The sequence below is a fragment of the Candidatus Zixiibacteriota bacterium genome, assembly GCA_040753875.1.
Classification (GTDB): domain Bacteria; phylum Zixibacteria; class MSB-5A5; order GN15; family FEB-12; genus DATKJY01.
This window is the reverse complement of the sequence record JBFMDV010000002.1, coordinates 16,408-38,758: the sequence shown is the minus strand read 5'-3', so window position 1 is coordinate 38,758 and position 22,351 is coordinate 16,408. Positions and strand designations below refer to the sequence as shown.

22 protein-coding genes are annotated in these 22,351 nt (G+C 55.8%); 5 read left to right on the top strand and 17 right to left on the bottom strand.

Annotated features, from left to right (window positions below; translation table 11 throughout):
* From uvrC to AB1644_00665, 6 genes are read right to left on the bottom strand one after another with little or no spacing between them, the layout of a single operon-like run.
* Positions 1 to 1,842 carry an excinuclease ABC subunit UvrC gene (uvrC, locus tag AB1644_00690; GenBank protein MEW6049575.1) on the bottom strand — a complete coding sequence of 614 codons (1,842 nt, stop codon included), beginning with the start codon at positions 1,840 to 1,842 and terminating at the stop codon, positions 1 to 3.
* Positions 1,843 to 1,864: 22 nt separating this feature from the next.
* Positions 1,865 to 2,374 carry an NlpC/P60 family protein gene (locus tag AB1644_00685; GenBank protein MEW6049574.1) on the bottom strand — a complete coding sequence of 170 codons (510 nt, stop codon included), beginning with the start codon at positions 2,372 to 2,374 and terminating at the stop codon, positions 1,865 to 1,867.
* Positions 2,375 to 2,377: 3 nt separating this feature from the next.
* Positions 2,378 to 3,289: a UbiA family prenyltransferase gene (locus AB1644_00680; GenBank protein ID MEW6049573.1), complete on the bottom strand. Its 912-nt coding sequence runs from the start codon at positions 3,287 to 3,289 to the stop codon at positions 2,378 to 2,380.
* Positions 3,286 to 4,167, bottom strand: coding sequence for a phosphatidate cytidylyltransferase (locus AB1644_00675; GenBank protein ID MEW6049572.1), 882 nt, complete (start codon positions 4,165 to 4,167; stop codon positions 3,286 to 3,288). Before AB1644_00675 ends, AB1644_00680 begins: the two co-directional genes overlap by 4 nt.
* Positions 4,164 to 4,928, bottom strand: coding sequence for an isoprenyl transferase (locus tag AB1644_00670; GenBank protein MEW6049571.1), 765 nt, complete (start codon positions 4,926 to 4,928; stop codon positions 4,164 to 4,166). The genes AB1644_00675 and AB1644_00670 overlap by 4 nt, the downstream gene beginning before the upstream one ends.
* A 56-nt stretch (positions 4,929 to 4,984) precedes the next feature.
* Positions 4,985 to 5,614, bottom strand: coding sequence for a hypothetical protein (locus AB1644_00665; GenBank protein ID MEW6049570.1), 630 nt, complete (start codon positions 5,612 to 5,614; stop codon positions 4,985 to 4,987).
* A gap of 180 nt (positions 5,615 to 5,794) precedes the next feature.
* On the opposite strand from AB1644_00665, the gene AB1644_00660 reads away from it, so the two are divergent.
* From AB1644_00660 to AB1644_00640, 5 genes are all read left to right on the top strand, one after another.
* Complete coding sequence (locus AB1644_00660; GenBank protein ID MEW6049569.1) at positions 5,795 to 6,235, top strand: CBS domain-containing protein; 441 nt, start codon at positions 5,795 to 5,797, stop codon at positions 6,233 to 6,235.
* Positions 6,236 to 6,346: 111 nt separating this feature from the next.
* Positions 6,347 to 7,243, top strand: coding sequence for a hypothetical protein (locus AB1644_00655; GenBank protein ID MEW6049568.1), 897 nt, complete (start codon positions 6,347 to 6,349; stop codon positions 7,241 to 7,243).
* Positions 7,244 to 7,326: 83 nt separating this feature from the next.
* Complete coding sequence (locus AB1644_00650) at positions 7,327 to 8,223, top strand: hypothetical protein (protein MEW6049567.1); 897 nt, start codon at positions 7,327 to 7,329, stop codon at positions 8,221 to 8,223.
* A gap of 47 nt (positions 8,224 to 8,270) precedes the next feature.
* Positions 8,271 to 10,574 carry a S8 family serine peptidase gene (locus AB1644_00645; GenBank protein ID MEW6049566.1) on the top strand — a complete coding sequence of 768 codons (2,304 nt, stop codon included), beginning with the start codon at positions 8,271 to 8,273 and terminating at the stop codon, positions 10,572 to 10,574.
* A gap of 8 nt (positions 10,575 to 10,582) precedes the next feature.
* Positions 10,583 to 11,008, top strand: a complete 426-nt coding sequence (locus AB1644_00640) for a T9SS type A sorting domain-containing protein (GenBank protein ID MEW6049565.1) — start codon at positions 10,583 to 10,585, stop codon at positions 11,006 to 11,008.
* Between the two features lie 99 nt (positions 11,009 to 11,107).
* Here AB1644_00640 and frr read toward each other — a convergent pair whose 3' ends face one another.
* The 11 genes from frr to pilQ all read right to left on the bottom strand — a co-directional run bounded on the left by frr (position 11,108) and on the right by pilQ (position 22,328).
* Entirely contained in the window at positions 11,108 to 11,665 is a 558-nt protein-coding gene (gene frr, locus AB1644_00635; GenBank protein MEW6049564.1) for a ribosome recycling factor, read from the bottom strand.
* Between the two features lie 35 nt (positions 11,666 to 11,700).
* Positions 11,701 to 12,426 (bottom strand): UMP kinase, encoded by a 726-nt coding sequence (gene pyrH / locus AB1644_00630; GenBank protein ID MEW6049563.1) that lies wholly within the window; start codon positions 12,424 to 12,426, stop codon positions 11,701 to 11,703.
* 3 nt (positions 12,427 to 12,429) lie between these two features.
* Positions 12,430 to 13,299 carry a translation elongation factor Ts gene (gene tsf / locus AB1644_00625; protein ID MEW6049562.1) on the bottom strand — a complete coding sequence of 290 codons (870 nt, stop codon included), beginning with the start codon at positions 13,297 to 13,299 and terminating at the stop codon, positions 12,430 to 12,432.
* 18 nt (positions 13,300 to 13,317) lie between these two features.
* Positions 13,318 to 14,094 carry a 30S ribosomal protein S2 gene (gene rpsB / locus AB1644_00620; protein ID MEW6049561.1) on the bottom strand — a complete coding sequence of 259 codons (777 nt, stop codon included), beginning with the start codon at positions 14,092 to 14,094 and terminating at the stop codon, positions 13,318 to 13,320.
* Between the two features lie 132 nt (positions 14,095 to 14,226).
* The gene (gene rpsI / locus AB1644_00615; protein ID MEW6049560.1) at positions 14,227 to 14,619 is read right to left on the bottom strand and encodes a 30S ribosomal protein S9; all 393 of its coding nucleotides are present in this window, start codon (positions 14,617 to 14,619) and stop codon (positions 14,227 to 14,229) included.
* 11 nt (positions 14,620 to 14,630) lie between these two features.
* Complete coding sequence (gene rplM / locus AB1644_00610; protein MEW6049559.1) at positions 14,631 to 15,068, bottom strand: 50S ribosomal protein L13; 438 nt, start codon at positions 15,066 to 15,068, stop codon at positions 14,631 to 14,633.
* Between the two features lie 191 nt (positions 15,069 to 15,259).
* Positions 15,260 to 15,880 (bottom strand): SprT-like domain-containing protein, encoded by a 621-nt coding sequence (locus tag AB1644_00605; protein MEW6049558.1) that lies wholly within the window; start codon positions 15,878 to 15,880, stop codon positions 15,260 to 15,262.
* 70 nt (positions 15,881 to 15,950) lie between these two features.
* The gene (gene mtnA / locus AB1644_00600) at positions 15,951 to 16,967 is read right to left on the bottom strand and encodes an S-methyl-5-thioribose-1-phosphate isomerase (protein MEW6049557.1); all 1,017 of its coding nucleotides are present in this window, start codon (positions 16,965 to 16,967) and stop codon (positions 15,951 to 15,953) included.
* Positions 16,964 to 18,688, bottom strand: coding sequence for an AMP-dependent synthetase/ligase (locus AB1644_00595; protein MEW6049556.1), 1,725 nt, complete (start codon positions 18,686 to 18,688; stop codon positions 16,964 to 16,966). The genes mtnA and AB1644_00595 overlap by 4 nt, the downstream gene beginning before the upstream one ends.
* A 115-nt stretch (positions 18,689 to 18,803) precedes the next feature.
* Entirely contained in the window at positions 18,804 to 20,900 is a 2,097-nt protein-coding gene (locus AB1644_00590) for a hypothetical protein (GenBank protein MEW6049555.1), read from the bottom strand.
* A 156-nt stretch (positions 20,901 to 21,056) separates the two neighbouring features.
* Positions 21,057 to 22,328, bottom strand: a complete 1,272-nt coding sequence (pilQ, locus tag AB1644_00585; GenBank protein MEW6049554.1) for a type IV pilus secretin PilQ — start codon at positions 22,326 to 22,328, stop codon at positions 21,057 to 21,059.
* Positions 22,329 to 22,351: the final 23 nt, after the last annotated feature.

The following is a 22,351-nucleotide window of genomic DNA, read 5'->3' as shown; positions in this document are numbered from 1 at the left end:
TCAGGCAACTGGTGCGGCATTCAGGTGCTGGAGAATTGTCCTGGCGAGGTCGGCCGTTATTCCCTTCACGCGGCTGATTTCCTCAACGTTGGACTGCCTGATCTGCTCGACCGAGCCAAACTGTTTCATGAGAGCGGAACGCCGTGAAGGCCCAACCCCCTTGATGTCGTCAAGCACCGAGCGGACTGTCCGCCTGGTGCGAACTTTGCGGTTGTAAGTAATAGCAAAACGGTGCGCCTCATCTCGTATCTGCTTGAGCAACAGAAGCGCCGGCGCCCCTTTGCGAATAGTGATCGGCTCCTGATGATCCGGCAAATACAATTCTTCGAGCCGCTTGGCCAGTGCCGCCAGCGGCTGGTCACCAAGTCCGAGCGAAACCAGTTCCGCTTTCGCCGATGACAACTGCCCTTTGCCACCATCGACCACCACCAAGTCGGGCATTGGCTTGTTTTCTTCCCGACGGCGGTAGAAATATCGCCCCACCACCTGCCGCATCATGCTGAAATCATCCTGCCCTCTCATCCCCTTGATCCGGAATCTCCGGTACTCGCTCTTTTTCGGTCGTCCGTTCTCGAAAAAAACGCACGACCCCACGGCATCGGTTTCACCAGTATTTGAAATGTCAAAGCAGACCATCGTGCGCGGAGAGTTTGACAGATGCAGCGCCTCCTTGAGACTCGTTACCATCTTGCTGGTTCGCTCGGCATGGGTGCGGCGCTGGATAAGGATCTCGTCGAGCAGCAACTGAGCGTTGCGGGCAGCCAGATCGACCAGGCGAACCTTCTCGCCCACCTTCGGGACACGAATCCGCACCACCGAACCCTTTTCCTGTTTCAGCCAGGCGGCCAGCAGTTCTGCATCCGATAGCTCCAACGGAAGTAGCACCTCCTCGGGGAGATTGGGCTGGTGATTGTAGTACTGTGTGACAAATGTCTCCAGAACCGTTTCGTTGCTGTCATCAACAGCGGTGTGTAATTGAAAATCCTGCCGCCCGATCAAAACGCCTTCCCGAAGCTGCATGACCACCGCTACGGCATCGACGCCATCGCGCGCAATCGAGACGATGTCCCGATCCACCACTTCGCCAACATCCACATTCTGCTTTATCATGATGGAACCGAGCGCGTCGATCTGATCGCGGAATTGTCGGGCGTCTTCAAAACGCAGTTCTTCGGAGGCCCGGTGCATCCGCTCGGTCAGGCGCTCCCGCAGCTCTTTTGTCCTCCCCCGCAGCACCATGGTGAGCGAATTAACTAGTTCGGCGTATTCCTCGCGACTCTGCAACCCCTCACAGGGCCCGCCGCATCGCTTCATCTGATAGTCCAAACAGACTTTGTATTGCTTTCCTTCCGGAGGCGGGATAATAAGATCGCAGCTTCGAATGGTGAACAGCCGCGTCAGCAGTGTGAGCGTCCGTCGCATCCCCTGTCCCTGGGTGAATGGGCCAAAATAGGTCGCCCCGTCTTTGGCCAGGCGCCTGACGATCATCACCCGCGGAAACGACTCGTTGGTAGTCACCTTGATGTACGGGAAATGCTTGTCGTCTTTCAGGCTGACATTGTATTTCGGCTTGTGCTCGTGAACCAGGTTGGCTTCGAGGATCAACGACTCCACTTCATTGGCGGTGAGCATCAATTCAAAGTCAGTTACCTGTGGCACCAGCCGCGCTGTCTTGGCGTCCGCCGGGCCGCTTGGATGAAAGTAGGTGCGGACCCGGTTGCGCAGGTTCTTGGCCTTGCCGATGTAGATGATCCTCCCCTGGGCGTTCTTGAAGAGATAGACGCCGGGAGAGGTCGGAAGGTTCTTGAGCTTTAGCTCGAAATCTTCGGACCGTTTTACCATACCTTGCCACTGTCTGAAAGAATCAGCGGGTGTCGGTACCGATTATACGCCGGGCGCCAACATACCGCTTGCCCCAATACGAGTCATCGATGTAGCTGATAATAACTCCCTCCGATGATGACGCGTGTATGAACTGGTCGTTGTCGATATAAATGCCCACATGCGATATTCGTTCCCGTTCGGTCTCGAAAAAGACCAAGTCGCCGAACTGGAGGGGGCCGCGGCGAAGTTCGATGCCGGAAGCGTACTGGTCCATGACCGTACGGGGAAACTCGCGTCGGAGGTACTCACGATAAACCTCGCGGGTAAACTCTGAACAATCCATGCCGGAGCCCGAATCGAACCGATCATGGTAAGGCCGGCCCAGGTATTTCTGGAGTATGACACCGAGCCGGAGATATTCGTTGGTCGATATGCCTGTTGCGAGTTGCTTCCTCTCCTCTGAGCGAACCGATTTCTGTTTTACGAATCGAGGGGACGGCGTACAGCCGCTCAGGAAAACCAGTGCAATAATGACGGCAGCGAACTTCATAGTCTATGCGAGTCTGGGGTACACCGTGCCAAACCGACGGCGATAGTATAGACGGGTACCGGCGATCAGAGCAATCATAAACACCAGATAGAGCGGGAAGAAGTAACCGGCAAGACATGTCAACATCAGGATGGGAATCTTAGCGGCAAACAGCACGATCTTCGACGAGGAGCTGAAGAATGCTATGACTGCCATCAGGAAGGCAAGCGAAGACACTACGAGAAGTAAATGACGCTCAGATCGGAGCGCGATGAACCCGGAGTACGCCAAAATCACGGCAGCCGCCCCAACCGCAGCCTTTGATCCAAAAAGTACCGGCACCGTCTTCTTGCCGGTAGCGGCATCTCCCGCAAGGTCAGGGACAGTGGTCAGCAGATACACGCCACCCACAGCCGCCGCAAAGTAGAACGGATTGTCCCAACCCATCAGTCCGATATTGTTCATCGTCAGGTCCGGCATGACGGCAACTGAAGGCAGAAATCCGGCCCCTGCGGCGTTCACCAGCAGGCCGGCAATAGGTCGGTCTTTCAGCCGAAACGGCGGAGCTGAATACAGGTACCCCAAAACGAAAGCGAACATGAGGATACAAACTGTCAGCCAGGAGAGCGTGAGACCGATGGCGATTGCGAACACGCTTGCAATCAGGTACGCTCGTGTGAGCGAACGCTCGCTCAGAATGTCGTTCTGAAGGAAACCCACTTTCGCATTGATCCGGTCCGACTCTGCATCGTGCACCTGATTAAAGTAGAATGCACCGGCGGCGATCAGGCTCATGGCGAGCAGAAGCCGGAAATCTGACAGGCCGAATCGCTCCCCCGACAATTGCAGATGATAACGCAGTGATACCAAATAAACCGACCAGAGCGGCACATGCAAAAGCGGCCGCGCCGCAAAGACGTAGTCCAGCAGCCTCATGCCAGAACGAAGTAGATGTAGCCGTACATGAACGGAGCCGCGAACAGAAGCGAGTCGAACCGGTCCAGCACGCCGCCATGCCCCGGGATGATGGCTGACGAATCCTTGATGGCCAGTGAGCGCTTCCACATCGATTCCACCAGATCGCCAAGCTGGCCGAAAATGGAGCATCCCAGCCCGAGGACGAGCAGATGCCCGATTCGCAGTTCAGGGAATTTCCAGAAGTGCATCAGGAGCGCGATAGCGAGCGCACCGACAACACCGCCGACAAATCCCTCAATCGTCTTGCGGGGTGAAACTCCCGGCGCCAGCTTGTGTTTCCCCAGCCAGGAACCGAACCCCATTGCTGCCGTATCTCCCACCCAGAGAAGACCGAACAGAAACAAGAGCAGATCACCCCCACTGGCCGGGGTAACCGTCTCGACAAGTTCGGCATCATTCCCGATCGCATACACGAATGGATACAACATTGCCAGGTAGGTGATCCCCCACATCAGTCGGCTGTGTTTGGTGAACAGCTCCGACGGTGGCTGTTTGCCGACTGAAAACATCATGCTGGTTATCAGGAAAAACAAGACCAGGAGCGGCGAAGTCAGCAGCACAAATGGGATGCGAAAGAAGCCAATGCTCTCCGTCTCCGCATCGAACGGAATGCTGTCCAGGGTCGCCGTCAGGCAGACCACGATCATCGCGAGCGCGAACCAGAAAAACGGGCTTCTCGTGCCATATCCTTCGTTTAGGAGAAACTCGATCCCGGCAGCGACGGCCAGAAGCATCACCATACCAAAAAGCCATGCCCCCCCCTGATACGATATCCAGAGAATAATGGGGATTGCTATAGCCGCTACAAGGGTCCTGATAATTAGATTGCGACTCATCCTCCCACCGTCCTGGTCACCTCACCGAACCGCCGCTCCCGTTTCTGATACTGGCTGACCGCTTCAAAGAGTTCCTTTCGCCCGAAATCCGGCCAGAGCGTATCGATCACATATAGCTCCGTATAGCTGGTCTGCCACAATAGGAAATTGGAAATTCGCATTTCGCCCGATGTACGAATGAGCAGATCGGGGTCCGGCAGATTGGCGGTGTAGAGAAAGTCGGAAAACAGTGGCTCATCGATATCATGAATATTCAGCACGCCCGCTTTCACGGCGTTGGCGATTGCCTTGACGGCATCCAGTATCTCCGTCCGGCCGCCGTAATTGAGCGCCAGATTGAGCACCAGCCCCTGGTTGTCGCGAGTTCGTTTGACGGCATCGTTAAGCGCCAGGCGCCGCGCCGCCGACAAGGCGCCAATCCGACCGGTTGTGATGAGTTTAACATCGTTCTTGATGAGCTCCTTTAGTTCGCGGCGGGTGGTGCGGGACAAGAGCGACATCAGCGCGTCGACTTCGGCCTTCGGGCGTTTCCAATTCTCGACCGAAAACGTGTACAGTGTGAGATACTTGATCCCAAGCTCGCCGGATGCCTTCACAACGTCTTTGACAGCCTTCACCCCCGCCTCATGACCAAACGTACGGGGTTTGTTACGAAGCGCCGCCCACCGCCCGTTGCCATCCATGATGATAGCTACGTGCGAGGGGATCCGCTCCGGCTGTCGAAGAATGCGGGCTTTCAGATGTTCGATATTGACCGTCATACCAAAGTCAAACTACAGAGCCGGTCGAATATCCGCAAGCGTTGACCTGCGGACCCTCAACGGTAAATCTGTATCTGACTGATGCCGGTCTCGAGACGGTAGGTGCTGCTGAAAAAGAACTCGTCCTTGGTAGCCACTTCCCAGACGGAATCCGGGAAGATGAGCCCCTGCTCCGCGATCAGCCGATAGGAACGAGTGAAGCGCCGATAACCGGGTCTATTCGGGTAATAAAGATATGCCCACCTCGGCAAGTAAGTCAGTCGGTCGATCAGCGCCAGCCCGACCGGGTCCTTATGCTTGGCGGAATCGGTATCAAAGCCTATTGCTATTGATGGGCCCCCTGTATCATTTGGGAAACCATGGACAACATAGCTGGAGTCGAATATGTTGGGAAACAGAAGCTCAACTGCGTGCAGACGCTTGGGGTCCCCGCGCAGTACCGTTGTCGAATCAAGATGACCGAAACTGTAGTAGTACGCCACCGTAGCTGAGTCTACCGAAACGATCTCCCCCTTCTTACCGAGCTTCTTCTGAAAGCTGCGCGCCACGTATGAGAATCGGGCGCCTGTTTCAATGGGATCGCGCCCTTTGAGCGTCGCATGGGCGCGGTTCCAGTAATACGCCAGAATCTGGTCACTCTGCGCCACCAGAGTCGCCACCGCTGACGCAAGCACAAGCGGAATCAACAGTACTGCTAATTTTCTTGTTGACAAGTTTGACCTTTTTACTCTCTCTTATAGCAGGCGACTTTCACGGCCGTTGCCGGATATCAGAAGATATGCACCGTCGCCGGTCCGTTCCAACCTCTTTTTCTCCGGCGGCCCGGTTGCCTCGACGCAAAAAACCTGTCAGCAGGAGGGTTTGGTATGCGAGTCAGAGAACTTCTGGAAAGCCGGATGCGCTCGGTTATCACGACGGCTCCGAGCACCGCGATCATGGAAGCCATGGAGCTTCTCATCGTCAACCAGATTAGCGCTCTTCCGGTGGTCGATGATACCGGCAGCCTGGTCGGGATCATCAGTGACAAAGACATTTTCAAACGCATTTTCACCGAGCCGGCTCATTTCCAGCAGACGCAGGTCCGGGACCTGATGACCACCGATCTGATCATCGGCGTGCCCGATGACGAGATTCCCTACATCGCCGGTGTGATGACCACCAATCGCATTCGCCACGTGCCGATCATGGAGGGAGACCGACTCGTCGGTTTGATTTCCGTTGGGGATATCGTGAAGACGCAGATGGAAGATGCCCAGATCGAGAACCGCTATTTGTGGCAGTACATCAATGGGACGTATCCGGGCTGATACCGGCTGGCTGGACCGCTATTGCTTTTGAAAAAAACGGCGAATTCCTCTTGACAATCTTACCTCCATACCCGTCTCTATTTCTGGAGCAAGTTAACTATGGAGGGATTCATGGATACTCGAATCGCAGTTCCCAAGTACGGGAAGATATTCAACTGGGGCAGCTCACTATCACTTTGCCTGTGGTTGCTTCTGCCCGGCATTGCCGGGTGTGACGGCGACAACAAGGCCTTTGTACCGACCCCGCCGCCACCGTTGTATGACAGCGGCCCTTCCTGGACACAAGCAGGAAATAAGATAACCTTTACGCGTTTTATGGCTTCTGGCGACTCAATCGGATACTGGCTATGCGTAGTCGATACTCTGGGAGGTTCACCGATTTTTCTACGCTGCTATGCCTTCGATGCCGTATGGCTTCCCGGCGATTCAGAATTCATCTTCTTTAGTGGATTTAAGTTGTACAAGCTGCATCTCCCTACTATGCAGGAAACCGTTATCTGCGACTGTATCTTCTCCCGCTTTCCGGAGCTCGATCCGAAAGGCCGCTTTCTATACTACGAGGATCAGGGCGTGGCGAACGGTTGGGCCACCTCCGTCTATCGCATGGACTTACAGACTGGCGACACAGCACATATCGTCGGGGGTGGGTTTCCAGCCGTGTCTCCCGATGGCCAGTATCTGCTCGTTAACCGCCACGACTCGGTGCTTCGCTACGATTTGCAGACACTGAATCAACTCTCGGGAGTTTCCGCAGACGCTCAGGTATACGACTGGACAGCAGACGGCCAGAGCATTGTGTATGGGTTTTTCTATAACAAAGCGCGCACCGGTAAGCTGTATATCAGCAATGCCGATGGCAGCAACTTCCGCTATCTCGCTGTCGGAGATTGGCCAAAGTGCGCGCCTTCGGGAAGCCGTATCGCCATCAGCCGGCGCGGCACCGACAACAAACCCTATATCTGGCTGATCGATCGGCAAGGAGGAAACTTGAAACAGATCACGTTTTAGAAACAAAACAGAAAGTTCTTTTTGACAAACCGCGCCGGGAGTGCATCAATTTGAATGGAGCTATATAGAAAACGGAGGGCCTAATGAACATGATCAGGGCAGATGGCAGGCGCAGCGCACGCAATAGCAGGGCCGTAGTGATACTATTTATGGTCATCGTGTTGCTCACTGGCATGGGCGGGTGTGATGGCAATGACCATGTTGGGCCGCCGACGAAGCCGCCACCGTTGTATGACAGCGGCCCTTCCTGGACACAAGCAGGAAATAAGATAACCTTTACGCGTTTTATAGCTTCTGGCGACTCAATCGGATACTGGCTATGCGTAGTCGATACTCTGGGAGGTTCACCGATTTTTCTACGCCGCTATGCCTTCGATGCCGTATGGCTTCCCGGCGATTCAGAATTCATCTTCTTTAGTGGATTTAAGTTGTACAAGCTGCATCTACCGGCCATGCAGATTACACTCATTTGCGACTGCGTTGATGCCCGTTTCCCGGAGCTCGATCCGACCGGCAGGTATCTCTACTACGAGGATCAGGGCGTAGCCGACAACTGGGCCACCTCGGTCTATCGGATGGACCTGCAGACTGGTGATACCGTGCACATAGTCGGCGGGGGGTATCCCGCCACTTCCCCTGATGCACGTTACCTGCTCGTCAACCGCCACGACTCGGTGCTTCGCTACGATTTGCAGACACTGAATCAACTCTCGGGAGTTTCCGCAGACGCTCAGGTATACGACTGGACAGCAGACGGCCAGAGCATTGTGTATGGGTTTTTCTATAACAAAGCGCGCACCGGTAAGCTGTATATCAGCAATGCCGATGGCAGCAACTTCCGCTATCTCGCTGTCGGAGATTGGCCAAAGTGCGCGCCTTCGGGAAGCCGTATCGCCATCAGCCGGCGCGGCACCGACAACAAACCCTATATCTGGCTGATCGATCAGCAAGGAGGAAACTTGAAACAGATCACGTTCTAATCTGATAACCAGAATAACTCAAACTTCATTTCTCATGTGGGGAGAATATGAAAATCAATCTCATTGTTATCGTACTTGCAGGGCTGCTGATATGCCCCGTGAGCAAAGGGGACACAACTTCGGTCTATGATCCCTTTACGGTAGTCACTGTTATCAAAGACGCCGTACTGACCGGACCAGTGTCCGGCAAAGTGGCTGTCTCGTCTGCCATTGCCGATACCACGCTGCTCCACTTCCTGGACTCAACTGGTGCCACGAACATTTGTCGGATATTCCCGGACTTCGATCCTGCCGATACGATCTCTACGGATCGACATGGCGAGACAGTCCGCCTGATCAACCTTGCCGAATACTACACGTTGGAGTTTGCGGATTCGGTCTGGTGGCACGAATTAGCAGCCGCCTATGGCGAGGACAGCGCTTTTACAATTGTGGATCAGAAGTACTACCGACAGGTTTGCAAAGTGACACCGAATGATCCCTACTACCAGTATCAGTGGCATCTCCAATCTGTACGCGAGGGCGCTCAGAATGTCGATTCCGCCTGGGAGTATACTACGGGGGACACCGCCATCAAGTTGTGTGTCATCGACGTTGGCGTGCACACGGGACATGTAGACCTGATAAACCGCATCTCCGAAGGATTCAACGGCTTCGACAATAGCACGAATATTCACATGGTATCAATCGGGGACGAACATGGGACTCTGGTCACAGGACTGATTGGAGCCGAAGGAAACAATGCTGCAGTCGTTGCCGGTGTGAACTGGCAATCCCCCATCCTGTACGGAAAGGCCGGAACCGACCCAACCGTGGACCCTGTCGCCGGAGTCAGATGCATCGACTGGGCAAGGAGAAGAGATGCATCTGTGGTCAGTATGTCGTGGGGAACTTATGGAGGTGAATACGCTGGCGAAGAGGCAGCCGCCACCTACAACGCCTGGAAGTCTGACATTCTTCTCTTTGCCGCGAAAGGGAACGACGCTACGGCCACCACTCACTATCCCTCGGACCTGTTTGGCGTCATCGGTGTGGGTGCATGCATTCCCCAAGGTGCGCGATCTTCCTTTAGCAACTACGGACCAAACCTCGACCTGATGGCAGCCGGCGAAGGCATAGTTACTACGTCGACAAGCGGCGGAGTCACGTCAACACAAGGTACTTCAATGTCGACTCCGATAGCAGCCGGTGTGGCTTCGCTTATTCTGTCATACAAGAAGGACCTCACGGCCGATGAAGTCGAGCAAATTATGCAATTGACAGCCTTGGACCGCGGCGATCCTGGCTGGGATCAGTTTTATGGCTGGGGAGTTGTGAAAGCGGACGCGGCTCTTCATTTTGTGGCGAATAACTCATTCTTCAGAAAGGAAGCTATTGGCGGTAACAGGCAGATGGTACAGGGTCTACACGGGCACGTGTTTATCAATAGCCACGGCGACATAGCTTCCGGAGTCTACTTCGTAGAGACCTATTCCGTAAGGTCACATTTTGATTTCGCCGATTACAATTTCACTACCCCACCAGAAATACTCCTTCGGAACAGAGTATCTAATGGATGGAGTGCAGCAAATCCTAACAACGAACAACAGTACATGCAGGTCGTTCCAGGTTCGGTAACAAGCTCCGGCTGCGATGTGGAATCGTTCGCCTATTTCATCAAGTGGGACATTAGCGGTCAGCAATACAACCAATGGTGGCCGTGCGACAATCCACCATGCAACAACGGTCCGGACATCAAGTTCAAGATCACGGTTGCAGGCAAGCCGCATGTTGCAGCAGCCTCCAACCTTACCGCCTTTCCTGTCGTATACGACGCAATGTCTGAGGGGAGATATCAGGCAATTCGCCTGCAGTGGACCGATCCCAACAGCTTCGAGAGCGGCTGGGTGATCCAGCGTCGGGCAGTGGACTCTGTCTCATGGGAGACTCTTGACACTACAGGACCGATGCTAACGCCGTCATTCTATGATTCGTCGTTTGTCGGGAGTGAAACGTATGCCTATCGCATCTGGCCACTTCCGGTAGATGAAACGCCGCAGTATTCGCCTGAGGTGACCGTTACCGCCAAGCCGCGGTGGCCGGATACATTCACCGGTGGTACCGTGATGGCGCCAGGTTGCTTCGTTATCCCTGTTGGAAAGCAAGTGGCCGGTAAGATAGCTACGCCCGCGCCGCCCGACTCCATGCCAGATGACCCGTGCCTGACCAACAAAGTGGAACTCAATTGGACAAGGTCCTCGAGACAAAAACCGGGAAATCTCACATACAAGGTAAGGCAATTGTATATGAGCGGGCCTTACATGTTTGAGTATTACACTACTCCGGACGAACACCTGGAGATAGCCCGCTGAATCTGGGGGTGTGGTACCGGTACGAGATCGAGGTCACCGATTGGAACGGCAAGCACTCCGACTGGTCCGATACACTTGTCTGGGCGGAAACCGGCTACCTCGACTACTGTCCTGATCCGGACCCCAACCCGCCCTATAAAACTGCAGATTCTGCGAGGCAGACTACTCTGTCGGAATGCTATCCTAATCCGTTCAACGCGGAGACGGTGATCTCATTCTCGGTCTCTGTTCCCGGTCCTGTTCAGTTGCGGATTTTCAATCTGCTCGGCCAGACAGTGCGGACACTCGATCAGGGCTACGCCGAATCCGGAAAACACACTGTCATATGGAATGGTCGCGACGATGTCGACAATCCGGTTAGCTCAGGCGTGTACTTCGTGAGGCTTGAGGCATCCGACTACAGCGCCACAAAGAAAATCATCATGCTGAAGTAGTCGTGTAATGCCCAAAACAGAGACTCCGGCTCGGTTAATGCCGGGCCGGAATCTCAAAAAGCAATTCCTCAATTGACAGATGGGGCGGGCACTCCCCCCTCACACCTCCATTACTTCTTTTTCCTTCTTGGACACCATGTCGTCGATCTGACGGATGTAGTCATCGGTCATCTTCTGGATCTTGTCGTGTGCTTCTTTTTCGGCGTCCTCGGATATCTCGTGTTCTTTCATGCCTTTCTTGATATGCTCGTTGGCGTCGCGGCGGACATTCCGCACCGCCACTCTCCCCTCTTCAGCGATGTGCTTGCAGTGTTTCACGAGCTCTTTGCGCCGCTCTTCGTTGAGCGCCGGCACCGGGATCCGGATCAGCCCGCTTTCCGCCAGCGGATTGAACCCCAGGTCCGCCTTTTGTATCGCCTTGACAATCTCACCCGCCAGCGATTTGTCATACGGCGTGACCATCAGGAGGCGCGGCTCCGGCGCCGTCACCGTGGAAACCTGATTGAGCGGCATGGTGGTGCCGTAGGCATCAACCCGCACGGTGTCCAGAAGGTGGACCGAGGCCTTGCCGGTGCGGATGGCGTTTAATTCCTTGTGGATTGTCTCCACTGTCTTGTGCATTTTCTCTTTGGTCTGCTTATAGATTTCATCGAGCATAGCGGCTTCTCCTTACCCAAAACCGTTATACGGAATCAGCTTATCAACGTCCCAACCGGCTCGCCCATCACTACCCGTTTGAGCACGCCCGGGCTGTTCAGGTCGATCACCCGCAGCGGAATCATGTTCTCTTTAAGAAGCGAGATAGCGGTGGAATCGATAACTTTCAGTTCACGCGTCAACACATCCATGTATTTAAGCTCGGGATAAAACACGGCGTCGGGGTGTTTCTTCGGGTCGGCCGAATAGACGCCATCCACATTGGTCGCTTTGATCATGAGTTCCGCACCGATCTCCATCGCTCGAAGCGAGGCGGCCGTGTCGGTCGAGAAATACGGATTACCGGTCCCGGCGGCCAGAATCACAAGCCGCCCCTTTTCCATATGGCGCACCGCCCGGCGGCGGATATACGGCTCGGCGAACGACTCCATCTTGACGGCTGACATGACCCGCGTGTATATCCCCAGCTTCTCCAGCGTATCCATGAGCGCCAGCGAATTCATGACCGTCGCCAGCATGCCGATATTGTCGCCGGTAACGCGGTCCATGCCGCGCTCGGCGGCTCGCATGCCGCGAAAGATGTTGCCGCCCCCGACTACTAGGCCGATCTCCAGCTTGAGGTCCTTGATTTCTTTTATCTGTCGGGCTATGAATTCGACGGTCGGCGTGTGAATGCCGTACTCTCCGGGACCCATGAGGGCTTCCCCGGAGATTTTCACCAGGACACGTTTATAAATCGGCTTGGAACTATCCGATTCCATGGGTTATTCGCCCAGACGGAAACGCGCAAATCTATTGATCACGAAATTGTCGGCGGCGGCCGCGGAGTGCTCTTTCACCACGTCACCGATCGTTTTGTCGTTGTCCTTCACGAAACGCTGCTCCATCAGGACCACTTCGGCATACCACTTCTCGATCTTGCTATCGGCGATCTTGTCGACGATGTTGGCCGGCTTCCCCTCGTTCTGAGCCTGATGCCGGTAAATCTCGCGCTCTGATGCCACCGCAGTCTGATCAAGTTCTTCACGCCGAACGCACTTGGGACTCATCGCCGCCACCTGCATGGCGATATCGCGCGAGAAGGTGCGGAATTTGTCCATGTCGGATGGTGACTTGGTGGTGGCGACCTCGACGATCACCCCCAGCTTGTCGCCGGGATGAATATAGGCCGTCACCAAGCCGCCCCCCTCGAAACGCACGAACCGCTTGATCTGCGTGTTCTCGCCAAGCGAGCCAATAAGTCCCTTCAGATGTTCCGATACCGTCTTCGCGTTGCTGGAGATCAACTTGGAATTCAGGAGCTCGTCCACGCTTTTGACGGCGGTCGACGCTACCTGATTGGCGATCTCTCTGGCAAACGCCTTGAACTGCTCAGTGCGAGCGACAAAATCAGTTTCGCAGTTTATTTCCACCAGCACGCCCAGCTTATCGGCCTGGCCGATCTGCGAGGCAATGATCCCCTCCGATGTGGTGCGCCCCTCCTTGGAACCCGCTTTGGCGATCCCCTTCTCGCGCAGGAGCGCAATCGCTTTCTCAAAATCGCCGCCGGTCTCGCCGAGGGCGGATTTGCAGTCCATCATTCCGGCCCCGGTCTTCTCCCGGAGCTCTTTTACCATTTTGGCAGATATGTCCATCGTTGTCAGTCCTTAGCGTTAGGGCTTGTTATCGGCCTTGTCGTCCGATACGTAGGTGCTCAGCGACTGCGACCGCCCCGCTTCGACGGTCGCTTCAAGCGCCCGTTGGTCAACCTGAGTGGAGGCCTCGACGGCGGTGTCCACAAGCTCCTTGAGAATGATGCGTATCGACTTGATAGCATCGTCGTTCGCCGCGATCGGAAAATCGATCGGGTCCGGATCGGCGTTGGTGTCCAGGATGGCGATAATCGGTATCCCCAGCTTCCGCGCCTCCGACACGCCGATCTTTTCTTTCCGGGCATCCACCACAATCACCAGACCGGGCAGGAAATTCATTTCTTTGATGCCGGCCAGCACTTTGGTGAGTTTGGCGGCTTCGTTATCCATTCCGGCACGCTCTTTTTTGGTGAATTTTTCGTACGTGCCGTCCTCGCGCATCCGCTCGATATCTTTGAGCTTCTTGATGGAGTTCTTGATGGTCGCGAAATTGGTCAGCATCCCGCCAAGCCAGCGCTCCGTCACATAGAAGCCGCCGCACCGCGGGACCAGTTCCATGATCACCTCGCGGGCCTGTTTCTTGGTGCCGACAAACAGTATCGACTTGCCGCCGGAGACAATTTCGCGCACTTTCTTCTTGGCCTGCTCGAGCGCGTTGATGGTCTTCTGCAGATCGATGATGTAAATGCCGTTGCGCGCCGCGAAGATGAACGGTTTCATCTTGGGGTTCCAGCGGCGGGTCTGGTGACCGAAATGTACTCCGGCCTCGAGGAACTCTTTGATTTTGGGTGTGATCATACTCTTCCTGATCTCACGGTTGTACTTCACCCCGGCGTCATCCCCAACCGGCACCCGATGATTTGGGACCGCTGGCTGGGTCAGCCGGGACTGCTCATTTCCCGGCGTCACCGCCGGGAGTTCATTGTCGGACTATCGCTTCGAATACTGGAAGCGTTTGCGGGCTTTCGGACGCCCGTATTTCTTCCGCTCCACACTGCGTGGGTCGCGCGTAAGCAGCCCTTCCTGGCGAAGCGGCGAACGCAGTTCTGGATTGTACGCTACCAGCGCCCGGCTGAGGCCGAGGCAGATCGCGCCCGCTTGGCCGGCCTTGCCGCCGCCAGTTGTCGAACAGACAACATCGAGTCGCCCGGCCAGCTCCGTCACTTGCAGCGGCTCGCGGGCCTGGTCTACCAGCGTTTCGCGCTGGAGATAATCCACCACCTGCTTGCCGTTGACCGTGAAGGAACCCTTGCCCGGCATGATCAGGACGCGGGCAGTTGCCTCCTTGCGTCGTCCTGTAGCTGAATAAACGGTTTGCTCCATCGTCTCTATACTTAGCTAAGCTTCAGAATTTCCGGCTTCTGCGCCTTATGCGGATGCTCCGCCCCCGAATACACGTGGAGCTTCTTGAACATCTTCCGCCCGAGGCGATTTTTAGGTAACATCCGTCGAACCGCAATACTGAACACGTCTTCCGGCTTCTGCTTCATCCAGTCGTTGTAGGAGATGCCTCGAAGTCCGCCGGGATACCCCGTGTAATGATAGTACATCTTGGCGGCCGGCTTGGCATTGCCGCTCACCCGCATCCCACCGGCGTTAACCGCGATAACGTGGTCGCCGGTATCCAGATGCGGCGTAAAGATCGGTTTGTTCTTGCCGCGAAGGATCGTTGCGACTTTCACGGCTGCCCGCCCCAGCGTAGCGTCATGAAGGTCCACCACCCACCACTTGCGGCTATTCGGTTCGATTTTCGGCACAAATGTCTTCGTCATATATAATTCCCCAAACTGCTTGGGATTCATCCAACAAAGACACACAAAATAGGGTCTCACTCTCCAAAGTCAAGGAGAACTACCAAAATTATATCTGCATTCATATGGGGGCACTAAGCCCACAGGACAAAAATCACGTAACTTATTGTTTGGTAGTCAGTTGTGGCGTTACGTAACTGCGCAGTGACGTGTCAGGCCTTTGACCGAACCGCCCGTAGTTTGTACCGCTCGTCATATCCCCCCTTGGAACATCGGCCGCATGAAGCCATACGAAGCCGCTTCTGTCTCGGATATTCGTAGCCACAAGCAGGGCAAACATACAGATACCGCGGCGGCCGGCGAAGCGAGGGATGCGACTTTGCGCGAATCGAGGCACCTATCCGGGCCGCTTCCCGTTTGAAGGAAGCATCGTGGTGTTCGTGCAGAATGTGGATCATTTCGTGCTTGAGGGTGTCATGGATTTCGTCCGGAAATACCTGGTGGTATTTGCGGCTGATGCGGATCAGTCGCTCATTTGGCGTATACGAACCGGCCGATGTCATGCGCGCGGAGTACTCTATCCGAACTCGCGGCAGCTTGCCGGCAAAATAGAGCCAGTTGAACTCGTCGAACCAGCGCGAAAGCTCATCTTCGGTGGGCAATGATGTTATCGCGGGATTAACTGGCTCGCGCACCGCCTCCGGCAGCCGCTCGGCATGTTGCTTAATGACCGTATACAGTGTAGCCGGCGCCGGTGGGACCATTCCCGGATGCTGAAACAAGTCGTAATTAAGTCGAGCCAGCGCTTTCTGTTGCCGAACTGTCTTTGCCATAGCCGTTTCGAATTGGAACAAACTTGTATTGAGTATCGGCGTCAACGGCAAACTGCTTCAGTTCGACCGATCAATGCTTCAACTCATCGAATCGGCCCCCTGGCTTGATCCCCTGGTCGGTGATGAAGCAGTTGATCAATTCGTTCGGCGTGACATCGAAGGCCGGAGAATAGACGTCGATCCCCTCCGGAGCCGTCTGTCGTCCGAACCCGTTCGTGACTTCCCGGGCCGAGCGCTCCTCAATGACTATCTGATCACCGGAAGGAGTCGAATCGTCGAACGTCGACATCGGCGCCGCCACATAAAACGGCACACCGTGCCATTTCGCCTGCACGGCGACAGAATAGGTTCCAATCTTGTTGGCCGTGTCGCCATTGCGGGCGATCCGGTCCGCCCCCACGATCACGTGCGCAATTCTTCCCCGCCGCATCAATACGCCCGCAGTGTTGTCGCAGATCAGAGTGACATCGATACCGGCCTGCTGCAGTTCCCAGGCGGTTAATCGGGCTCCCTGCAAAAGCGGGCGGGTCTCATCGGCAACTACCTTGACACGTTTCCCCTGCTCGTGGCAGACATAGATTACCCCAAGAGCCGTGCCGATTCCACCGGTGGCCAGCGCTCCGGTGTTGCAGTGAGTGAGGATGGTATCCCCCTTTCTGATCAGCGAAGCACCAAACTCGCCGATACGACGGCACATCTGGCGGTCTTCCTCGTGAATCGCCTCAGCTTCATCCCAAAGCAAGTTCACCGTCTGTGAATGACCGACCGGTGATGATTCTTCAAGTTTACGAAGGCACCGATCTATGGCCCAGGACAGATTTACCGCGGTCGGTCGCGCGGCACGTATTTCTTCCCCCAAACGATGGATGACGTCTATGTCGGCGCTGCCAGACTGAGCTACTGCAACCGCGAGCGCATAGGCCGCAGTTATTCCGATGAGCGGAGCGCCCCGAACCTCGAGTCTCCTGATCGACTGAATTATCTCCCGATAATCCCCCAAATCCCGATAAAGCACCTCAGTCGGCAACTTTGTCTGGTCAAGCAATCGAACCTGGTTGCCAATACGCTGTAAAGGTTGGACCGTCAAACAACTCCTCCGCCCGCGGGAGAACCATCAGCATCCGACCGGTTGTACACGTATCGCTTCACCTTCTTGGTGGAAGTCTTTTCGAGTTCCTGGACCTGCACAATATAGCTGCTTATCCGTTTGAACTCTGCCATCTGGCCGTTGACGGTCTCCACTGCTTCGCCAATGACCCGCTTCAGCAAGTCCGGATCCGAATCGGCCGTGACGAGGTCGTATTCGGCGCGAAACTGCTCCAGGTCCGGCACAATTATGGCGCGTACTTCCTCACCTTGCCTCCCCTCTTTCTTGCGACCGAAAACAACAGTCTCGAGAATATAGGGGGATTCGAGCAGCTTTTCCTCTATCTCCTCCGGGTAAATATTCTTGCCGGCAGCAGACACGATGACATTCTTGCTTCGGCCGGTGATATAAAGATGCCTGTCCCTGATACAGCCTATATCGCCCGTATGCAGCCAGCCGTCGCGAAGCAGCTCGGCGGTCTTGGCGGGATTAGCGCGATATCCGGACGTGACACACCCGCCGCGAACCATGATCTCACCAACCCCGGTATCATCGGGCTGGTCGATCTTCACCTCCACATTAGGAAGCGGCGGACCAACTGAGGCGAACGTGATATCGCTCGGACGATTTACCGATATGACCGGCGAACACTCCGTCATGCCGTATCCCTGTATGAAATCGATCCCCAGGAGATTGAAAAAACGGGCGATCTCAGGCGGTATGGCCGCGCCACCGGAAACAAGCATCCGGATTGTCCCCAATCCGGCTTTCTGCCGAACTTTTGCGAACAACGGTTTTCCCCACCGAAAACCAGCTTTCCAGCCGACGCTGGATACCACATACAGAAAGCGAAACAGCCACCGTCGATGCCGAGGCGCTGCGTTGATCCCGCGCCGCATGGCGTGGTACATCTTGTCGTATAACAGCGGCACCCCGCACATTAGGGTAATACGGTTGGTCGCGATGTCTTGAAGAATCTCCTTTGATCGAAACGAACGGGCGTAGACAATAGTCGCACCGGCCATCAAGGGAGTGAGGAAGCCGCAGGTAGCCTCAAACGCGTGGTGCAGGGGGAGGACAGACAGAAACCGGTCTGACTGCCCAAACGACAGCGCCGCCTGAATCCCCTCGAGATTAGACAACAGATTCCGATGGCTCAACAGAACGCCTCGCGGGTTCCCGGTTGTGCCCGAGGTATAGATCACAACCGCCGGCCGCTCGGTCTTGCCGGAATCGCCATTGGATTCGTCACGGAAAAGCGAACGCCAGGTTTGTCGTGAGTCGCTTTCGAGCGAGTAGATCAGCACCGATGGCGCCAATTGTGACAATTCCTCCTCAAACCTGCCGGATACAAACGCCAATTTCGCTCCTGAGTGGTTCAAGACATAGAGAATCTCAAGTGGTTTGAGATACGAGTCGATCGGCACCACTGTCTTCCCCGCCGCCAAGACCGCCAGATACGCCAGCGGCCATTCAGGTCGGTTTTCCGATAGGATAGCCACCGATTCGACTGCTGCGAAGGCAGGGTCCCGGAGTCCGGCCGAAAGCCTGCTCACCGCCTGCAACAGCTCGGCATAGGTGAAACTCCGCCCGTTACCGCCATCTCCCAGAATAGCCACTTGATTCGGCCACTGGGGTACTCGCTCCGCGAAGGCCTCAACCAGATTGGGCGAAGCGAAAACCTGAGTCCTGCTTGCCTCCGACATGTCTGGAATGTACACCGGCGACTCCCGTTTCGGAAGTGGAATTGGGGTCCAGTCAGGTCTCCGCCAAACGAAAACCGCCGGCAAGTCGCTAAGGGCTCACCGGCGGTTTGACCCGTGTAAGGAGGTGTCTTTAGTTGGACTGCACCGTCACCTTCTTGGTGATGGTGATGCCACCTCGAGGATCGGCATCGACCACCCGGACGGTGAACGAACCGGTGTCGGAGGCAGCCGGTGTCCAGGTGACGCCGTACGCTTCGCCATAGGAATCGGATTCCATGCTGCCAAGCGCGGTCGCGCCGACCGAGACGTTGAGCGTGTGGTCGCCCAGCGGATTGCCCCAGCGATCCTTGATGGAGGCCCCGATATCAATGGTCTCGAGCGGAGCCGCGGAAGAGACGCAATTGACGGTCGACCGCCCGGCGTATGCGTTGCCGGTCAACATCTGGATAGCCACCACCACTCCGGCGCCCGGCTCGCACCAGAACTGGACGTAATCGGTGGCACCGATGCCGTCATCGTTACCGAACGTGCGTGACTGATCCATATCGAGCACCGCTGACTCGATCGTGGCGCGTGACGTCGCAGAAAGACAACCGTCTTCCAGTGTCCCGCCCTGTACAGTCAGATAATTAGCGTCAGCTTTGAACAGTGTCCCACCAATCACCGGGTTGCCGTTCAAGTCGACGCCTCTCAGAATGACCACCGCTTTCGAGGTACCGTCGGCCAACATTGTGGCTGGTGCACCGATCACGGTAAGCGTGTCAGTATAATGGGAGTTGTAGAACATGCTGGTATCGACAACAGTCCCGCCATTGGTCTCGGCGATCACCAGCACCCGGCCGTTGGCCGTGGTCACGTTATTGCCTGAGAACCATTTAGACAACGCGATACCTTCGTGGTCTTTCGTGCGCTCCTCGTGCGATTTCATCGTACCTTCATCGGTGGAGAAATAGACGACGGTTGAGTCGTTCACCGGGTTGAGGTAGACATCCGACACGATGGCGCTAACGATATTCTCACCGACAACATTGTCCCAGTACGCCACGTTGCACTTTTCTGCTCCCACCACGATATACTGCGGCGGACCGGCGGAGATTAGCACCTGGGTTGCCTCAGAAAGCACGGTATCGGCATAGGCGCGGATCCTGACCGTTCCGGATACTGTACCTGAATGAATGGTAGTAATCGCGGTCCCCTGGCTGTTAGTAACCGCTGCAAAAGGACCCATGCCAACATTGGCGAGATGCTCGCCGCCACCTGGGCCGTCGGTAATGATGAAGTTGACTGTCAGGCCCTCGGGCACAGGGTTGCCGTTTGGATCATATGCCGTCGCGCGCAGAAGCGCGGTCTCGATACCACCGGTCTGCTTGACCGCCAGATTCATGGAATCAGAAGCAAGATAAATGGAGGCGATGGTCGCGTTCGGCGACAACTGGAGCGGCACTTCGCCAAAACCAGTGATCCCATTGCTGTTCACCGTCGCCTTGACATAGACAGTCAGAGCATCGTTGCCCGATATGTACTGAACGCTGACCTGGCCGGTGCCGCCGGAGGTCATGGCTGTCGACTGGATAATGCCGAGAGCGTCCCACCGGCCGTTGGCGTTGGCATCGAACACCAGCGAGTCGATCCCCTGTGACCAGAATCCGTTGTCATCGTTGTCGACGAACTTCTCTCCCGCCACGATCAACACGACCGTTGAATCCGGGGCGAGCGCGCCGACGGCATCACGAACGGTGATATTCACCGTGGCCGTGTCCGCACCGTTGGCAAGGAGTAGACTGGGCGCCACCGACACGTTAACGTTGCCCGACCCGGTTTGGCTCTGGTCCTGCTGGATGGCCAATCCCGACGTGGCCGACAACGTCGACCCGGATACCGACGCGGTGATCGTGGCTGCACCCGATGTGGAGGCGGTGAAGATCGTAGCCGCTTCACCATTGGCGTCAGTCGTGTCGACAGCCGGAGTAAAGTACCCGGCGTTGGGCGGACTGACCGTGAACGTAACTACTTCGTCGGCTACCGGCGAAGTACCGGCCGTTATTGTCGCTACCACCACCGAGGTGCTGCCGGTGTTCATGGTGGACGGAGCCGACAAACTGATGTCGCTGTTGGCCGGAACATCGGGCTGCTTGCTCTTGGAATCGCAGCCGCTCAGGCCGAGCAGCGCGAGGGCGAGCAACAGCAGCAGCGACGATGCTACCCGCAGAGTTTTGTGTGTAAACATGGTCTCTCCTGACATATGGCTATCTGTTGTTTTTTTTCAGGAATAGCTGTACCTGCGCTTTTTCTGTATGTATCGGAAGATTTCGCCGCGGTTTTAGACGAAAACGGCCTCTCTCCCTGTGGAGAAAGGCCGTTTTGACGGTCTTTTTAGAAGGTCCTAATTCTTCGACGCCAGATCCTTGTCCACAATGGTCGGCGTCACGAAGATCACCAGGTCCCGGTTCTCTGTCCGCTTGTTACTGTAGCGGAACAACGCGCCCAACAACGGTACGTCCTTGAGCACCGGTATGCCGGTCACTGATTCGACTTCATCCTGAGTCGTCAGCCCGCCTATGACAGCCGTCTGGCCGTCCTCGACGATCACGTGAGTGGCTGCGTTGCTGGTATTGATGATGACGCCGTTCGGGTCGAATTCATAGGTTGACCGCTCTGGCGCCAGATTCATGAGGATCTGGTTCTCGGCAGTGATATGGGGAGTCACGGTAAGAATGGTACCCACTTGCTCGAAACGAGTGACCACGTTACCGGACTGGTCAAACTGCTTGATCGGCACCTTCTGTCCCATCTGGATCTTGGCTTCTTTATTGTCAATGGTGGTGATTTCCGGATGGGCGATGATCTTCCCCTTACCGGACTTCTCAAGCGCCTCGACGATGGCCGAAGCAGTCCAGTCGCCGGTGAGAGCCGTCACGCTGTACCGGGCAGCCACGTCGCTGTTCCGGTTGGCCAGAACTTCGGCGGTCTGCGTGTAGGTGTTCCCCTTCTCAGAGGTGTAGGTCCCCTCGGCCGTCCACTTGATACCGAGTTCGCGCAGGTCGTTGGAAGAGACTTCCACCAGTTGCGCGGAGATCTTGATCTGCCGCGCCGGCTTGTCCAACTCGGCAATATAGTCCAGCACCTTTTGCATGTTGGTGGGGACTTCCTGGATGATTATCGAATTGGAGCGAGCGTCGCTGGTCGCTTTGCCGCGCTCGGTCATCAGCGACTTGACGGCGCTGACGATATCGTCGGACGTCGAGTTGGAGATCTTGATGATCTTGGTCTCGAGGGCCGCCAACTGTCGCTGTTCCTGGTTGTGTTTCTCGAGCTCAGTCACTTCCTTGCGATAGTCGTCCTGGGGAAGCACCCGGATATAGTCCTTCTCTTCCACAACCGACAGGCCGTACGTCCGGCCGATAATGTCCATGGCGTTCCGCCACATGACGTCCTGCAGCTTGATGGTCACTGTCCCCTGTACACTCGGAGCGACAACCACATTGACGCCGCCGTAATCGGCCAGGAACGTCAGGACCGCACGAATATCGGCGGACTGGAACTGCAGGTTCTTGATCGGTTGCGTCGGGTCTTTACGTTCCTCGGCGCCTCCGACCGGCAGCGCCAGTGCAGTTACCAGCGCCAGCATCAACAAAGCTGCAATGGGCCTCTTCATACTACTCCATATCATATCAGCAC

Excerpts from the sequence above, each read along its gene's own strand:
- AB1644_00655 (MEW6049568.1), top strand. The coding sequence starts at position 6,347 with ATGGATACTCGAATCGCAGTTCCCAAGTACGGGAAGATATTCAACTGG.
- AB1644_00675 (MEW6049572.1), bottom strand. The coding sequence starts at position 4,167 with ATGAGTCGCAATCTAATTATCAGGACCCTTGTAGCGGCTATAGCAATC.
- uvrC (MEW6049575.1), bottom strand. The coding sequence starts at position 1,842 with ATGGTAAAACGGTCCGAAGATTTCGAGCTAAAGCTCAAGAACCTTCCG.
- rpsI (MEW6049560.1), bottom strand. The coding sequence starts at position 14,619 with ATGGAGCAAACCGTTTATTCAGCTACAGGACGACGCAAGGAGGCAACT.
- AB1644_00590 (MEW6049555.1), bottom strand. The coding sequence starts at position 20,900 with ATGTTTACACACAAAACTCTGCGGGTAGCATCGTCGCTGCTGCTGTTG.
- AB1644_00650 (MEW6049567.1), top strand. The coding sequence starts at position 7,327 with ATGAACATGATCAGGGCAGATGGCAGGCGCAGCGCACGCAATAGCAGG.
- pyrH (MEW6049563.1), bottom strand. The coding sequence starts at position 12,426 with ATGGAATCGGATAGTTCCAAGCCGATTTATAAACGTGTCCTGGTGAAA.
- pilQ (MEW6049554.1), bottom strand. The coding sequence starts at position 22,328 with ATGAAGAGGCCCATTGCAGCTTTGTTGATGCTGGCGCTGGTAACTGCA.
- rplM (MEW6049559.1), bottom strand. The coding sequence starts at position 15,068 with ATGACGAAGACATTTGTGCCGAAAATCGAACCGAATAGCCGCAAGTGG.
- AB1644_00685 (MEW6049574.1), bottom strand. The coding sequence starts at position 2,374 with ATGAAGTTCGCTGCCGTCATTATTGCACTGGTTTTCCTGAGCGGCTGT.
- tsf (MEW6049562.1), bottom strand. The coding sequence starts at position 13,299 with ATGGACATATCTGCCAAAATGGTAAAAGAGCTCCGGGAGAAGACCGGG.
- AB1644_00680 (MEW6049573.1), bottom strand. The coding sequence starts at position 3,289 with ATGAGGCTGCTGGACTACGTCTTTGCGGCGCGGCCGCTTTTGCATGTG.
- AB1644_00660 (MEW6049569.1), top strand. The coding sequence starts at position 5,795 with ATGCGAGTCAGAGAACTTCTGGAAAGCCGGATGCGCTCGGTTATCACG.
- AB1644_00605 (MEW6049558.1), bottom strand. The coding sequence starts at position 15,880 with ATGGCAAAGACAGTTCGGCAACAGAAAGCGCTGGCTCGACTTAATTAC.
- AB1644_00645 (MEW6049566.1), top strand. The coding sequence starts at position 8,271 with ATGAAAATCAATCTCATTGTTATCGTACTTGCAGGGCTGCTGATATGC.
- AB1644_00670 (MEW6049571.1), bottom strand. The coding sequence starts at position 4,928 with ATGACGGTCAATATCGAACATCTGAAAGCCCGCATTCTTCGACAGCCG.
- rpsB (MEW6049561.1), bottom strand. The coding sequence starts at position 14,094 with ATGATCACACCCAAAATCAAAGAGTTCCTCGAGGCCGGAGTACATTTC.
- frr (MEW6049564.1), bottom strand. The coding sequence starts at position 11,665 with ATGCTCGATGAAATCTATAAGCAGACCAAAGAGAAAATGCACAAGACA.